The organism is Maricaulis sp., from assembly GCF_015665295.1.
In the GTDB taxonomy this organism is placed as follows: domain Bacteria; phylum Pseudomonadota; class Alphaproteobacteria; order Caulobacterales; family Maricaulaceae; genus Maricaulis.
The window spans coordinates 75,635-89,594 of sequence record NZ_JADFAJ010000027.1 but is presented as its reverse complement, the minus strand read 5'-3'; the positions used below and the strand labels follow the sequence as shown (position 1 = coordinate 89,594).

Below are 13,960 nucleotides of genomic sequence, written 5' to 3'. Positions count from 1 at the left end.
CATGGGCAGGTCAATCCAGATCCAGCCGCCATAAGGCTGGTTGATCACATTGACGAAGACCTCGTTGCGAACGACTTCGCGCTGATTGTCGAGCTGGCCCTCATCGAGATTGGGCGCGCGCATGCGATCGGCCTCGGCCCACAGCACGGCGTTCAGCGCGTTGGACGGCACGACCTCGAAATAATTGGTGAAATCATAGCGGGTGGAGCCGTTGTTCACGCCGCCGGATCCGTAGATCAGCGTGTCGAAGGCGCCGTGCGGCAGGTTTTCCGAACCGGCAAACATCAGGTGTTCGAAGAGGTGGGCAAAGCCGGTGCGGCCGCGCGGCTCGTTGCGGAAACCCACGCCGTAATAGACGGCCACGGTCGCGGTCGGCACGCTGTCATCCTCGGACAGCACGACGCGCAAACCGTTATCAAGCTGGTGATAGCTGACATCGACGGTGAAACTGGTCGACAATTGCGAACCGGCGGCCGTATCGGCCGGCATTTCGCCGGTGGCGCCATTGTCCGGCGCACTGGCCGGCTGGCAGGCGGCCAGGAGGAGGGCACCGAATCCGGTCGCCAGGCCTCTGTAAAGCTTCATGATATCCCCGCTCAAGGCTGCAAGAGTCAGTGTGAAGCGCGTATCAAAGCGCTGGCGGCGCCGGCGGTCAAACCTTGATGTCCAAGATTTAATCTGTCGGGACGGCATCGTGGCGACGGATGTCGGCCTGTCGCAGCGTGGGCATGGCGCGCAGATCCGCCTCGATCCGCGCCAGGTCCCCGACGATGACGAGGGTGAAACGGTCATCGCGCAGATAGGCGCCGGCCACCGCGCTGACCTCGCGGTCGGCGACGCCGAGCAGGGCCGGTACCCGCTGGTCCAGATAGTCATGGTCAAGACCGAACCCGTCGCGCAGGGCGAGATTCTGCAACAACCCGTAGGTCGACCCGGATGACATCACGAACAGGCTGGCCAGCCAGCGCCGCGTGCTTTCCATCTGCCAGGCATCCTCTCGCAGCGAGGCAATGGTGCCGAACACGGTCGTGAGCGCGATCAGCGTGCGCGGCGTGTCGATGTCATCGGTATAGGTCCACATCCCGCCGCCGCGGGTCCATTGCACGAAACTCGCCGGCGAATAGGACCAGCCGGCTTCGCGCATTCGCGACGCGATGGCACCGCCCAGCGCGGCATCCATGACGGTGATGGCTGTCGCGTCCTTCGAGGTGATCGCGCCGACCGGGTAGACAAGATGCACGGTCGTCTGCAGCGCGCCGGGCCGGTCCAGCAGATGCACCACCGGGCCGCGCGCGGGTATCGCCAGCGGGGCGGTGTCGGCCGCACCGCGGTGCCAGTCGCCGAAAGCGGCGCGAACGGCGGCCTCCATGCGACCTGTGTCAAACCGTCCGGCGATGTAGAGATGGGTGCGACCGGCCCCGAAATGGGCCGCATGGAAGGCCCGCACGTCCTCGATCGTGTAAGTGTCGACCTGACCGGGGCGCGGCAGGCCGAAATGATAGGGATGGCCGGCCGGAAAGAGCGAGTGAAAGGCGGTGGCAAAGGCCATGGAATCCGGTTCGCTGCGGCGCTGCTCGATATCGCGCGACAGGCTCGACCGGACCCGGTCCAGCGCCGCGGCCGGGAAATCGGGACGGCGTACGGCGTCGGCGATCAGCGCCAGCGCGGTTTCGCCATGTTCGGCCAGCACATAGGCGCCGACAAGCGTGGTATCCTGGGTGACGCTGGTGTTGAGCGAGCCACCCATGGCCGCGAAGCGGGCGGCGATCTCCGCCCGGTCGAGACCGTCAAAGCCTTCCTCGATCATTGCGCCGGTGAGATCGGCAATCCAGGTCTGGTCGCCATCATCGATATTGCCGGCCCGGACCGAGACGATCACATCCATGGTCGGCGTCATGCCCCAGGGCACGAAGGTGACGGTCAGCCCGTTGTTCAGGGTCAGGGTCTGGGTGGCCGGCAGTTCGAAGGGCAGCGGCGTTCCCGGCGCCGGCGGCGCCAGGCCGCGGCCGGGTGTCTGGGCCGTGGCAATGCCCGCCAGGGCGGCGAGCGCAGCCAGGCCTGACAGAAGGGCGATCAGCGTCGTGCGGACGGTCCGGGCGGCGATCATTGACGCATCTCCTCGGCGGCCGGCGCGGCCGCAGGACGACCATCACCCGGCACCAGCTCGAGCACGGTGCGGTTTTCCGGTCGCAGCCAGGTCCGGGCGGTCTCAAGGATCAGCGCGGGCGTGACCTGCTCGAACCCGTCCTCGATGTGGTTGATCCGGTCCGGATCATCGTCAAACAGGGCAAAGCTGGCGAGCAGGTCGACCACGCCGAACCGGGTCGAATAGTCGAGTTGGGAATAGAATTCCGCGAGGAATTTCGAGCGGGCACTGGCCAGCGTCCCGTCGCTGATGGTCTCGCTGCGCAGCGTGTCGATCACGCCGTCAAAAGCCTCCAGGACAATGTCCGGCGCGACCGCATCGTCATGGATGATGCTGGAGGTCCACAGCATCGGACCGTCATAGTTGAACACATTGCCGAGCAGGTTGATGCCGCCACTGACGTCCGAGCCAAAGCCCAGTTCGTCGACCAGGCGCTCGCGCAGGCGGGCATCGCCACCGCGCACCAGGATCTGGTCGATCAGGATCATGGCGAAGTATTCCGGCGTGCCGCGCTCGGGCATGTGATAGGCGATCGCAAGCCCCGGCAGGGTGGCCAGCGGATCGGTCATGACGCTGCGTTTCTCCGCCAGCTGCGGTGGTTCGGAGACATCGATTTCAGGCAGGTCCGGGCCGCTGGGGATGTCGCCGAAAAACTGATCGATCGTGGCCAGCGTGGCGTCGCTGTCGAAACTGCCGGCGACGACCAGCACCGCGTTGCGCGGGGTGTAGTACTGCTCGAAGAAGGCCCGCGCATCGGCCACGGTGGCGGCGTCGAGATCGCTCAGATCGCCATAGAAATTGTGCGCATTGTGCCAGTTTTCATTGGCCACCATGGGAAGGTCGATCCAGGTCCAGTCGCCATAGGGCTGGTTGCCGACATTGACGAAGATCTCGTTGCGCACGACGTCGCGCTCGCGCCGGAAACCCTGGGCGTTGATGGTCGGTGCGGCCATCCGGTCGGCCTCGGCCCACAGGTAGGCATCCAGCGCGCTGGCCGGCACGACGCCATAGTAATTGGTGAAATCGAGGCGGGTCGACCCGTTCGCGATACCGCCCATGCCGGAGATGTAATAGTAGAAAATGGGCTCGGGCAGGTTTGCCGATCCGGCAAAGAAGAGATGCTCGAACAGGTGCGCAAAGCCGGTCATGCCGCGCGGTTCATTGCGGTAGCCCACACCATAATAGACCGCCACCGTCGCCGTTGGCACGGTGTGGTCCTCGGCGAGCACCACGCGCAGTCCGTTGTCCAGCCTCTCATAGCGCAGCGGGATATGCAGCCCGTCAGTCGGTGCCGGTGCGGTTTGCGCCATGGCAGCGGCGCCAGGCAGGCTTGCACACACGAGGCCGGCGAGCCCGGCCAGGGCACGGAAAGCTGACTTCATGACGCATATCCCAAGCAAGTGTACCGACCGCGGCCGCACTGCGTTATCAAGCCAGCCGCTCGGCCTGACGTCAAATCGGCAATCCGGTCAGCGCGGCACCGACCAGGAGCGTCGCTACCAGCAGGAGACCGCTGGTCCGGTTCGATTTGAACAGGTCGAGACAGCGCGCCCCGTCCTCGATGTCCAGCCGCCGCACCTGGTTGAACAGATGGGCTGTGTAGAGCGTGAAGGGAATGACGATCCACGGCTCGGCGCGGCTCAGCCAGATGGCGAGGGCGACCAGGACGGCATTGGCACCGTAGAAGCCGGCAACCCAGTATTGCGAGCTTTCGCCGAACAGGCGGGCGGTCGATTTGACGCCAACCAGGGCGTCGTCCTCGGAGTCCTGGTGGGCGTAGATCGTGTCGTAGCCCAGCGTCCAGAAGACGCAGGCGAGATAAAGGGCCAGCATGGCCGGATCGATTTGGCCAGTCGCGGCGGTATAGGCGACGGGAACGCCCCAGTTGAAGGTCAGGCCAAGCCAGGCCTGGGGCCACCAGGTGATGCGTTTCATGAACGGGTAGGCGGCGACCAGAAGCAGCGAGGCCAGGCCCACCCCGATCGCGATCAGCGGCAATTGTACCAGGACAATCAGGCCGACCAGCGCCTGTGCGGCAAGGAAGGCCCAGGCCTGTTTCAGGGTCACCGTGCCGGCGGCCAGAGGCCGGTCGGCGGTGCGGGCGACGCGGGCGTCGAGATCGCGGTCGACAATGTCGTTATAGGTGCAACCCGCCCCGCGCATGGCGATGGCACCGACTGCAAACAGGAAGGCCAGCCAGAGATCGGAAAGCACAACACCGTCACCGATGCGGGCCAGCATCAACCCCATCCAGCACGGCAGGGCGAGCAGCCAGAATCCGATCGGCCGGTCATAACGGGCCAGGCGCAGATAGGGGCGCAGCGCGAGCGGCGCTCTGTCGACCCAGGATGTTGGCAGGCTGTCGGCGACTCGCCGGTCGAAATTCAGTTGCATCAAAGGTGTTTGGCAAAGCCGCGCGGCCAATTCAAGGCGGGAATGCGAGTCGGGCCACGGGACTTGACGTCGCACGGCTGCGCGGCCAAAGCGGTGACATGTCGACCGATCCCCGCCTTTTCATTGATGCGCCCCTGTCCGCTGGCGCCGCCATTCCGTTGTCGCGTGAGGATGCGCATTATCTGATCAATGTGATGCGCCGGGTTGAAGGCGATAGCGTCCGCATCTTCAACGGTCGTGACGGTGAATGGGCGGCGCAGATCAGCCATGCCTCGAAAAGGGCGGCTGCCCTGACGGTCGGCCAGCAGACCCGGCTGCAGCACGGCGTGCCCGATCTCTGGCTCCTGTTTGCTCCGGTCAAGCGCCAGAAAACCGATCTGATCATCGAGAAGGCCACCGAGCTCGGCGTCGCCGCAATCTGCCCGGTCACGACCGCCCGGACCCAGTCCGACCGCATCAAGTTCGACCGTTTCCAGGCCATTGCCAAGGAGGCAGCCGAGCAGACCGAGCGCCTCGACCTGCCCGAGATCCGCGATATCGAAAGGCTCGACCGGGTGCTCGATGCCTGGCCGGACGAGCGGGTGATCATCTTTTGTGATGAAAGCGGTGATGAGGCCGGCGAGGCCTGGGGCGGGGCTCGCGGTCGCGGCCAGCCCATGGCTTCGGCCCTCGCCGCCTTCGGTGCGCCGCCGGCGGCGATCCTGATCGGCCCGGAGGGCGGGTTCTCGCCGGTCGAGCGGGACCGGCTGCGCGCGCTGGATCACGTCATCCCTGTCACGCTGGGACCGCGCATCCTGCGCGCCGAGACGGCGGCAATCGCAGCGCTGACGATCTGGCAGAGCGCGTGCGGGGACTGGCGTTAGCCGGCCATGCCGCGTCACAACGCCGTGAATCTCAGCGTCTTGCCCTTGTTCGAGGCGCAGTGTCCCCATATCTGTTGCGGACATTTTGAACGGCGGGGGCGCTTGGCATGAGCGGCACGTATAATCCGGGCGGCGAAGGTGCTCCCATTGAGAGCCTGGACCAGCTGACGGCCTATTTTGCCGCCGGCGAAAAGACATCCGACCAATTCCGTATCGGCACCGAGCACGAGAAATTCGGCTTTGCGCTGGGCGATCACTCGCCGCTGGCTTTCCGGTCGGACGGGCCGAGCGTCGAGAAAATGCTGTCAGGCCTGACGCGTTTTGGCTGGGAGCCCGTGCGCGAAGGCGGCGAGCTGATCGCGCTCAAACGCAACGGGGCCTCGGTCACGCTGGAGCCGGGCGGGCAGTTCGAGCTGTCCGGCGCGCCGCTCGAGACGATCCACCAGACCTGCGCCGAGGTGAATTCCCACCTCAAGGAAGTCCGCGAGGTTGCCGACGAGATCGGCGCCGGCTTCCTTGGCCTCGGCTTCTCGCCGAAATGGTCGCTGGAAGAAACACCGATGATGCCCAAGGCCCGCTACGGGCTGATGAAGGCCTACATGCCCAAGGTCGGCACGATGGGGCATCAGATGATGTTCCGCTCCTGCACCGTGCAGACCAATCTGGATTTCTCGACCGAAGCCGACATGGCGAAGAAATTCCGGGTCTCGCTGGCCCTGCAGCCGCTGGCGACCGCCCTGTTTGCCAATTCGCCCTTCAAGGATGGCGGCCTGCACGGCTTCCTCTCCTACCGGGCCCATGTCTGGACCGACACCGACAACAACCGTACCGGCATGCTGCCCTTCGTCTTCGATGAGGGCTTCGGCTATGAGCAATACCGCGACTGGGCGCTCGACGTGCCGATGTATTTCGTCAAGCGCAAGGGCGAATATCTCGACGCCACCGGCAAGTCCTTCCGCGATTTCCTGGCCGGCAAGCTCGATATCCTGCCCGGTGAAAAACCGGTGATCAGTGACTGGGAAGACCATCTCTCCACCGTCTTCCCGGAAGTGCGCCTGAAGACTTTCCTAGAAATGCGCGGCGCCGATAGCGGGCCGTGGAACACGCTGTGCGCCCTGCCGGCCTTCTGGGTCGGCCTGCTCTATGACGACACCGCCCTCGATGCGGCCTGGGAGCTGGTCAAGGACTGGACAGCCGAGGAACGCGATGCCTTGCGGATCGGTGCGGCGAAGACCGCGCTGCACACGCCCTTCCGGGACGGCACGCTGCAGGACATTGCCCGAGAGGTGCTGGCGATTGCCCGCGCCGGACTGCGTGCCCGCGCGAAGCTGAATGGGCATGGCGAAAGCGAAACGCTCTTTCTCGATGATCTTGACGACATTGTGCGGACCGGCAGGACCCGGGCGGAAGACCTGATCGAGCGTTTCAACGGTGAATGGGGCGGTTCGATCGAGCCGGTCTTCACCGAGTGCGCCTACTAGCGGACGCCGGATTCTCCGTCCCCGGATGAACGGCGCACACCGCAATGTGTAGCGCTCCCATGCATCAGGCCGCCCTCGAGGCTTGAGCCTTCCCCGTGCGCGTGGTCAATTGCGCGCCTATTTAAAGCCCGCGTGGGGCGGGTACTGGGGAGAGACGCGTGACGGACACAACCGCAACGCCGGGTAATGCACCCAATCAAGAAAACAAGGACACCTCCTTCTTCGGACATCCGAAGGGGCTGGCCATCCTGTTCCTGACCGAGATGTGGGAGCGCTTTTCCTATTACGGGATGCGCGGCCTGCTGATCATCTACCTGACACAGCACTTCCTGTTCTCGGATGAGCGTTCGGGCATCATGTACGGCGCCTACACGGCGCTCGTCTACATCATGACGATCATTGGCGGCACGCTGGCCGACCGTTATCTCGGGCAGCGAAAAGCGGTGACCTACGGTGCCATCCTGCTGGTCATCGGCCACGGCCTGATGGCCTTCGAGGGCAGCGGTTCGCGCGAAGTCTTCGACTATCAGGGTTCCGAGTATCAGTTGACACTCGACGGTCGGGGTGGCGACGCCAACCAGATCGTGATTGCAGCGGACGGCGCTGTCTCGCAGATCAGTTTCGCGGAAAGTGGCACGCTGATGCAGGTGGCGGAGCCGGACCTGGTCGGCCTGCCGGCTGAAATGCCTTTCTCGTCGGACATGACCCGGATCGAGCGCGAAGAGCTCTTCGTCAACATCCTCTACCTGGCCCTGGCCTTCATCATTGCCGGTGTCGGCTTCCTGAAAGCCAATATCTCGACGATTGTCGGCTCTCTTTACGGGCTGGGCGACACGCGCCGGGATTCCGGTTTCACGATCTTCTACATGGGGATCAATCTCGGTTCCTTCCTGGCTTCCTTCTCGGTCGGGATCATCGGGATTTACTGGGGCTGGGCCTGGGGCTTCGGCCTGGCCGGTATCGGCATGCTGGCCGGTCTTCTGACATTCCTCTTCTTCCAGCCCTGGCTGGAAGGTCGCGCCGAACCGCCAAACCCGGCCAAGCTGAAGGAAAAGGTCCTCGGCTTCCTGAACGTCGAATGGGCCTGTTATGCGTCCGGTATCGCCATCATTCTGGTGTCGATGGCGATCGTGAAATTCCCCGACATGTTCGCGGATGTCGCCGGCTGGCTTGGCATCATCATGTTCCTCGTCCTGGTCGCCTATGCTGTCCTCAAGACCCAGGGCGACGAACGCAAGAAGATGTTCGCGGCGATTTATTTCGTGCTCGCGCAGATCCCGTTCTGGGCCCTGTTCGAACAGGCGGGTTCCTCGCTGAACCTGTTCACCGACCGTCTGGTCGACCGCACCATGTTCGGCTGGTCTGTTCCGGCGCCGGTCTTCCAGTCACTCAATGCAGGCTTCATCTTCATCTTCGCGCCGCTTGTGGCCTGGTTGTGGATCGCCCTGGCCAAGAAGGGCTGGAACCCGTCGACGCCCGTGAAGTTCGCTCTCGGCGTCTTCATGGCCGGCCTGGGTTTCTACACGCTTGTCGGTGGCATGGGTGTGAGTGGCGCAACCGGTCTGACGGCGGTCTACTTCATCTTCCTCATCTACTGGATCCACACCATGGGTGAGTTGATGGTCTCGCCGGTCGGCCTGTCCGCCGTGACCAAGCTGGCACCGCCGCAGGTGGTCGGCATGACGATGGGGGCCTGGTTCCTCTATTCGGGCCTGTCCAACTTCCTGGCGGGTGTGATCGCATCGTCGACCGGTGCGGAAACGATCGGCGGTCAGTTGACAGACGTCGCCGCTGCCAAGGCGGGCTATGTCGAGGTCTATTCGAATGTCGGCTTGGTCGGCATGGGAATTGCGCTCGTGATGCTGCTCATCTCACCGATCATCAAATGGCTGATGGCGGGTGCCGACGGGACCAAGATCATCGCGCATCCGACCGAAACAGAGGCCGGTGGCCCTTCGGTGGATCGCTAGCCGGTCCACACGGCTCAAAGCCTCGACCGATGCCGATATGAGAAAGGCCGCGGAACTTCGGTTCCGCGGCCTTTTTCTTTGCGCCGGTTCGGCGACGATCTAGAGGCCGGGCATCTGGACCCGGTCGCCGGAGCAATCCGTACCGTTTGTTGTTCCGGTAAGTTCGAAGGCGCCGGCCCGCCGGTCGACGCGAAGGCGGGCGTGGCGCAACATGTCCATGCCGATGACGATGGCGGGGGTCCGGTCCCAGTTCATGGCCTCGAACACGCCGAGATCGGCTTCCAGGGCGTCGAGTACGTCGATGCACAGGCCACCGACCTGGAGCGAGCGAATCCGGATCGGTTCCGCTTCCTCGCCCTCAATGGCCGCGACGCCGTGGACCTCACCGCGTACCAGGACGGAAAACCCGGGGCGCTGGAGCATGTCGCCCATGGCCGGATTGACCAGGGTCTGGGCGCTTCCGGTGTCGATGAGGACGTGGATCGGCCGTTCGAGCTGACGCAGGCGCGCCATGCCGAGCATCAGTCCGCGGTGGTCGACGGTGCCATCGCGGTATTCAAGGGCAGGAGAACCCAGGCTCAGCCGCGCCGCCTCAACATTGATCTCGTAACGATCGGCGATCATCGCATCCGCGCCGATCAGGCCGACCACTGCGAGCGGATGGTTTTCGGCGACGGGAATGACAACGCTGTTCAGACGTACCGGCTGGAAACTCGCCAGTGCCAGCGCATCGACCACGAAACGTTCTGCATCGAAGCGCGTATTGATCGATTGGACCGGATCGAAATCCACCCATTGCGATTCAAATCCAAGCGCCTCGACGACGGGTTGGGCAATGGCGGTGTGGCTGGCCCCGGTATCCAGGATGAAGGTGAAGGGACCGGTTCCGTTGATCGTGACAGGCAGTAGCAGATGTCCGCTTTCAGCGCGTGTCAGCTCGATGGTCCGGCCAGCTTCAGTGTTGACGCGGGCAGCCTCGGCGAGCTGCAGGGTTATGGCGGAAGCCGGTCTGCTCAATCCGACTGCCAGCGCGAGCGCCATGGCGAGGCAGGACAGGATCGCCGCGGGGGACGGTATTTGGGGCATTGGCCAGCAGGCTCCTGTGATTGCCGGCAGCAGAGGACGCTGCGGCATGCGTGCCGGCTGCCCCCGGGGCCGACACAGGACATCGATCCGATCTTGACGCGTACCGGGCCCGCTGCCCAGTGAATAGCGAGCCGGCTCGCTTGATTGTGAAGGGCACCCATGGCCGTGCCATGGGTGCCGATTCGCGACGCCGCAGCCCGGATCCGGGCTGAACCTGTCTAGAAAGTGCTGCGTGCACTGATCTGGAATGTCCGGCCCATCGAGATATTGCGATACTCGACCGCATCGATGATGCCGTCGGCCCTCGAGCCGTCATAGAAGACGCGCTGGCGGTCATCGCCATTGTTGAAGACGCCATCGACCTGGGCCCGCAGCGTGACGCCGAAGAAGCGCGTGGTCTCGACATAGATGTCCAGATCGCCATCGGTATTGTCATGCTGCTGGTATTCCTGGGCCCGGAAGGTCTCGCCGTCCGAGAGCCAGAAATAATCCCAGCCCCAGGCCATCTGGCTTTGCGGGAAGGTCTGGCGGAAATCGAGCCGCAACTCCCATTCGCGATAGCCTGACCAGTGACGATCCTCGCCGGTCAGCGGATCCTCGACATTGGTGTCGTACCACTCGAGAAAGACGTCGAGAACGGCATTGTCGAGGCCGAGCGAGTCGAGCGGCGTGGTCATGTTGCCGGTGACGCGAAGATTGGTGCCGTCACCGATATTGCCGGGCGCGTCGAACACGCCGTTCGGTGTGGTTATCGGCACCCAGCCGTCGAGATCCTCGACCCAGTCATAGCCGATCTGCAGCGAGAAGGAGCCTTCATCGCCGAAGCGACGCTCCCACTCACCTTCGATCGTCCATGTGCGTTGCGGCACATAGTCGGGATTGCCCAGCGTGGAGTTATTGTCGGCCGGATCGACCGAGGAGGCGAACTTGCCGAATTCCAGCTGCGCGACATCACGCAGCCCGCTGAGGCGGAAGCGATTGCGGTCATCGGAGCGGTAATTCAGCGTCACGCTCGGTTTGGGATAGGTGAAGGAGCGTGTCTGCTGGGCATCGCCGGTCTGGGTGATCTCGGAAAACTCATACCGCAGACCGCTTTCCAGACTGACCCGGTCATTGATCTGCCAGACATGGTTGGCGAAAATCTCGCTGCGCGCTTCCTCGACCCGGGTCGAGGCGACAGGCAGGTCGATCGGCGTGATCGTTGTGCCGTCATTATAGTTCAGTGCCAGGTCGGTCTCGCGGGCATTGAGGGCATACTCGCCGCCGAACTCCAGCGAATGGCGCTCATTCGGGTCCCAGGACAGGGTCTGCCGGAAAGCCGTTTCCTCGATCTGCCCCTCGGCATCGACGATCACCGCCTCGATGAAGCCGGTCGCCGGATCGTATTCCTCATAGGCCTCCGGACCATCCTCATAACGCTCACGCGTCACCAGGAACATGGTCTCGGTTGAGACCTGATCGGTCAGGTCGCGCTGGTATGACAGCGTGCCGGAATAGAAGCTGCCATGGTTTTCCGTCTCATTGTGCTCGATCCGGTGGGGCGTGAGTGACGTGCCGGAAACCGAATCGACATCGCTGTAACGCACCCGGTGCCAGGTCCAGACATTGGCTCGGGCATCAAGGCGCAGGCGGGACTCATCATCGATATCCCAGTTCATCGACCAGCTCGGCGCGATCTCCTGATAATGGCGCTGGTCATTGTCGCGACCGCGGAAGACCTCCGTACCGGTCTCGTCATACAGGCTGTCGCGCAGGCGGATGCGGTTGCCGCTCATGCCGGTGTCGATGCCGAAGGTCATTTCGGTCGGGCCGACGGGCGTGGAGTAGGAGGCGATGATGCGCGGGCCGAGCCGCCCGCTGTCGGACAGCTGGATCCGGGCATCCCAGGAGCCTGACTGTCCGGCACCTTCGCGCAGGATCACATTCACGAGGCGCGAATGGCCGCGCATGTCGTACTGCGGCAGCGCTTCCTGGATCAGTTCGAGACGCTCGACATCGGCGACCGGTATGCGCTGCAGCACCGTCTCCAGCGACAGCGACTTGTTGGACGGGCGGCGTCCGTCGATCAGCAGATTGCCGAAACTGTCGCCTAGCCCGCGGCGGCTGGTATCGCCGTTGGACAGGCCGAAGCCCGGAACGCGGGAGACCATGTCCAGCGCCGTAACGGGCGCGTAGTCGGTGAAGAAACCGGGTTCATAGGTGGCCACGCCGGACTGGGTCCGGATGAGCGGCGAATTGCTGGCGGCCGGGCCGTCCTGCAGTGCGAATGCAGATGCACCCGTGAGTGCGCACATGGCGATGCCAGCGGCGCTCCTTTTCAAAATCCCTCGCATAATGTCCCTACGCTTTGTACCTGCCCAACTCCCCTTGGCTGAGGCTCTAGGCGTGGCCGCTGCAGGACGCTACGTAAGCTTCCGTAAGGTTGGTCACGGACATGTTATGGTGCAGCTGCTAAGCGATGTAGGTATGCTAGCAAGTTATTGAATTTTATGCATTTAGTTTCGCCCCGACCGATCACGCTCCGGTAATGGTCCGGACATGAAATTTTGGTCACGGTCGGTACTCGGCCCTTGATCATGCGATCAGCCGCCGGATCCGCCCACGGTCAGGCCGGAGATTTTCAGGCTCGGCTGGCCGACTCCGACCGGAACGCCCTGGCCCGCCTTGCCGCACATGCCGACGCCCGGATCCATCTCGAAATCATCGCCGATCATGGTGATCTGGGTGAGGGCGGTGGGACCATCGCCGATCAGGGTGGCGCCCTTGACCGGAGCGACAACCTTGCCGTCCTTGACCCGATAGGCCTCGGTGCACTGGAACACGAATTTGCCCGAGGTGATGTCGACCTGGCCGCCACCGAAATTCACGGCATAGATGCCGTCCTTCAGGCTTTCGACCATTTCCTCGCGCTTGTGCTCGCCAGCCAGCATGTAGGTATTCGTCATGCGCGGCAGTGGCGGGTGGGCATAGGACTGGCGGCGACCATTGCCGGTCGGCTTCTGGCCCATCAGGCGCGCATTCATGCGGTCCTGCATATAGCCGGTCAGGATGCCGTCCTCGATCAGGATCGAGCGTTCGGTCGGCGTGCCCTCATCATCAATGGTCAGCGAGCCGCGCCGTTCCGGCATGGTCCCGTCATCGATCACGGTAACCCCCCTGGCAGCCACCTGCTGGCCCATGCGGCCGGCGAAGGCGGACGAGCCCTTGCGGTTGAAATCGCCCTCCAGCCCGTGACCGACCGCCTCGTGTAGCAGAACAGCCGGCCAGCCCGGCCCGAGCACGACGTCGAACACGCCGGCTGGCGCGTCGACCGCGTCCAAATTGACCCGGGCGATGCGCAGGGCCTCGTCGGCCAGCGGCTTCCAGGCGTCCGGGGTGATCCAGCGATCAAACTCGGCCCGGCCGCCGGCGCCGGCCGATCCTGTCTCGCGGCGTCCATTGCGTTCGACGGTCACGGAAACATTGAGGCGGACAAGCGGGCGGATATCGGTTTTCAGGTCGCCGCCGGCCCGCAGGATCGACACCGAGCGCTTGGCGCCGGCGATCGAGGCCGAGACCTGGACCACGCTGGCGTCCCGGGTCCTGCAGTAGGCATCAATCTCCTGAAGCAGGGCGGCCTTGGTCTCGAAACCCGGCCGGGCGACCGGGTCGATCGCGTCATAGAGTCGGCGATTGGTGCCGGCCGGTGGCGGCGCCAGCACGCCGGCATGGCCGCGCTTGACCGCCGATGCCGCTTCAGCCGCGCGCTTCACCGCTTCCAGGCTGGGATCGGACGAGTGGGCATAGCCGTACGCGTCGCCAGCCACGCAGCGCAGGCCGAAGCCGCGCGAGGAGTCGAGATTGGCAGCTTTCAGCCGGCCATCATCGAAGACCAGGGACTCGGCGACCTCGGTCTCGAGGAAGAGTTCGCCATCATCGGCGCCGTGCAGGGCATCGTGCAAAATGGGCTGCACGCTGTCGGCATCGAAATCGAACTGGCTGATCGGATCATCGGACATGACGCGCGCACTCCCGGGGTTT

10 protein-coding genes are annotated in these 13,960 nt (G+C 64.0%); 3 read left to right on the top strand and 7 right to left on the bottom strand.

Annotated elements, in window-relative coordinates:
* The 4 genes from QZZ02_RS12575 to ubiA all read right to left on the bottom strand — a co-directional run.
* Positions 1–489 (bottom strand): insulinase family protein (locus QZZ02_RS12575; protein ID WP_366511538.1); only part of this gene is annotated, 489 nt, incomplete at its 3' end.
* Positions 490–673: 184 nt separating this feature from the next.
* A complete protein-coding gene (locus tag QZZ02_RS12570; RefSeq protein ID WP_291844889.1) occupies positions 674–2,107 on the bottom strand; it encodes a pitrilysin family protein in 1,434 nt (477 codons plus the stop codon).
* Positions 2,104–3,528, bottom strand: coding sequence for a pitrilysin family protein (locus QZZ02_RS12565; protein WP_291844888.1), 1,425 nt, complete (start codon positions 3,526–3,528; stop codon positions 2,104–2,106). Before QZZ02_RS12565 ends, QZZ02_RS12570 begins: the two co-directional genes overlap by 4 nt.
* Positions 3,529–3,598: 70 nt before the next feature.
* Positions 3,599–4,540 carry a 4-hydroxybenzoate octaprenyltransferase gene (gene ubiA, locus QZZ02_RS12560; protein ID WP_291844887.1) on the bottom strand — a complete coding sequence of 314 codons (942 nt, stop codon included), beginning with the start codon at positions 4,538–4,540 and terminating at the stop codon, positions 3,599–3,601.
* Positions 4,541–4,638: 98 nt separating this feature from the next.
* Between ubiA and QZZ02_RS12555 the strand changes: the two genes are divergently transcribed.
* From QZZ02_RS12555 to QZZ02_RS12545, 3 genes are all read left to right on the top strand, one after another.
* Complete coding sequence (locus tag QZZ02_RS12555; protein WP_291844886.1) at positions 4,639–5,403, top strand: 16S rRNA (uracil(1498)-N(3))-methyltransferase; 765 nt, start codon at positions 4,639–4,641, stop codon at positions 5,401–5,403.
* A gap of 107 nt (positions 5,404–5,510) precedes the next feature.
* A complete protein-coding gene (locus QZZ02_RS12550; RefSeq protein WP_291844885.1) occupies positions 5,511–6,884 on the top strand; it encodes a glutamate--cysteine ligase in 1,374 nt (457 codons plus the stop codon).
* Positions 6,885–7,042: 158 nt separating this feature from the next.
* On the top strand, positions 7,043–8,854 hold the full coding sequence (locus QZZ02_RS12545) for a peptide MFS transporter (protein WP_291844883.1): 1,812 nt from the start codon (positions 7,043–7,045) through the stop codon (positions 8,852–8,854).
* Between the two features lie 99 nt (positions 8,855–8,953).
* Here the strand turns inward: QZZ02_RS12545 and QZZ02_RS12540 are convergent, their stop codons facing one another.
* The 3 genes from QZZ02_RS12540 to tldD form a co-directional block, all read right to left on the bottom strand.
* Positions 8,954–9,940: an aspartyl protease family protein gene (locus tag QZZ02_RS12540; protein ID WP_291844881.1), complete on the bottom strand. Its 987-nt coding sequence runs from the start codon at positions 9,938–9,940 to the stop codon at positions 8,954–8,956.
* Between the two features lie 218 nt (positions 9,941–10,158).
* Positions 10,159–12,234 carry an outer membrane beta-barrel protein gene (locus tag QZZ02_RS12535; protein WP_291844880.1) on the bottom strand — a complete coding sequence of 692 codons (2,076 nt, stop codon included), beginning with the start codon at positions 12,232–12,234 and terminating at the stop codon, positions 10,159–10,161.
* 288 nt (positions 12,235–12,522) lie between these two features.
* Entirely contained in the window at positions 12,523–13,938 is a 1,416-nt protein-coding gene (gene tldD / locus QZZ02_RS12530) for a metalloprotease TldD (protein WP_291844879.1), read from the bottom strand.
* Between the last annotated feature and the right edge of the window lie 22 nt (positions 13,939–13,960).

Coding starts and splice junctions, on each gene's coding strand:
- ubiA (WP_291844887.1), bottom strand. CDS start 4,540: ATGCAACTGAATTTCGACCGGCGAGTCGCCGACAGCCTGCCAACATCC.
- QZZ02_RS12565 (WP_291844888.1), bottom strand. CDS start 3,528: ATGAAGTCAGCTTTCCGTGCCCTGGCCGGGCTCGCCGGCCTCGTGTGT.
- QZZ02_RS12550 (WP_291844885.1), top strand. CDS start 5,511: ATGAGCGGCACGTATAATCCGGGCGGCGAAGGTGCTCCCATTGAGAGC.
- QZZ02_RS12570 (WP_291844889.1), bottom strand. CDS start 2,107: ATGATCGCCGCCCGGACCGTCCGCACGACGCTGATCGCCCTTCTGTCA.
- QZZ02_RS12555 (WP_291844886.1), top strand. CDS start 4,639: ATGTCGACCGATCCCCGCCTTTTCATTGATGCGCCCCTGTCCGCTGGC.
- tldD (WP_291844879.1), bottom strand. CDS start 13,938: ATGTCCGATGATCCGATCAGCCAGTTCGATTTCGATGCCGACAGCGTG.
- QZZ02_RS12540 (WP_291844881.1), bottom strand. CDS start 9,940: ATGCCCCAAATACCGTCCCCCGCGGCGATCCTGTCCTGCCTCGCCATG.
- QZZ02_RS12535 (WP_291844880.1), bottom strand. CDS start 12,234: ATGTGCGCACTCACGGGTGCATCTGCATTCGCACTGCAGGACGGCCCG.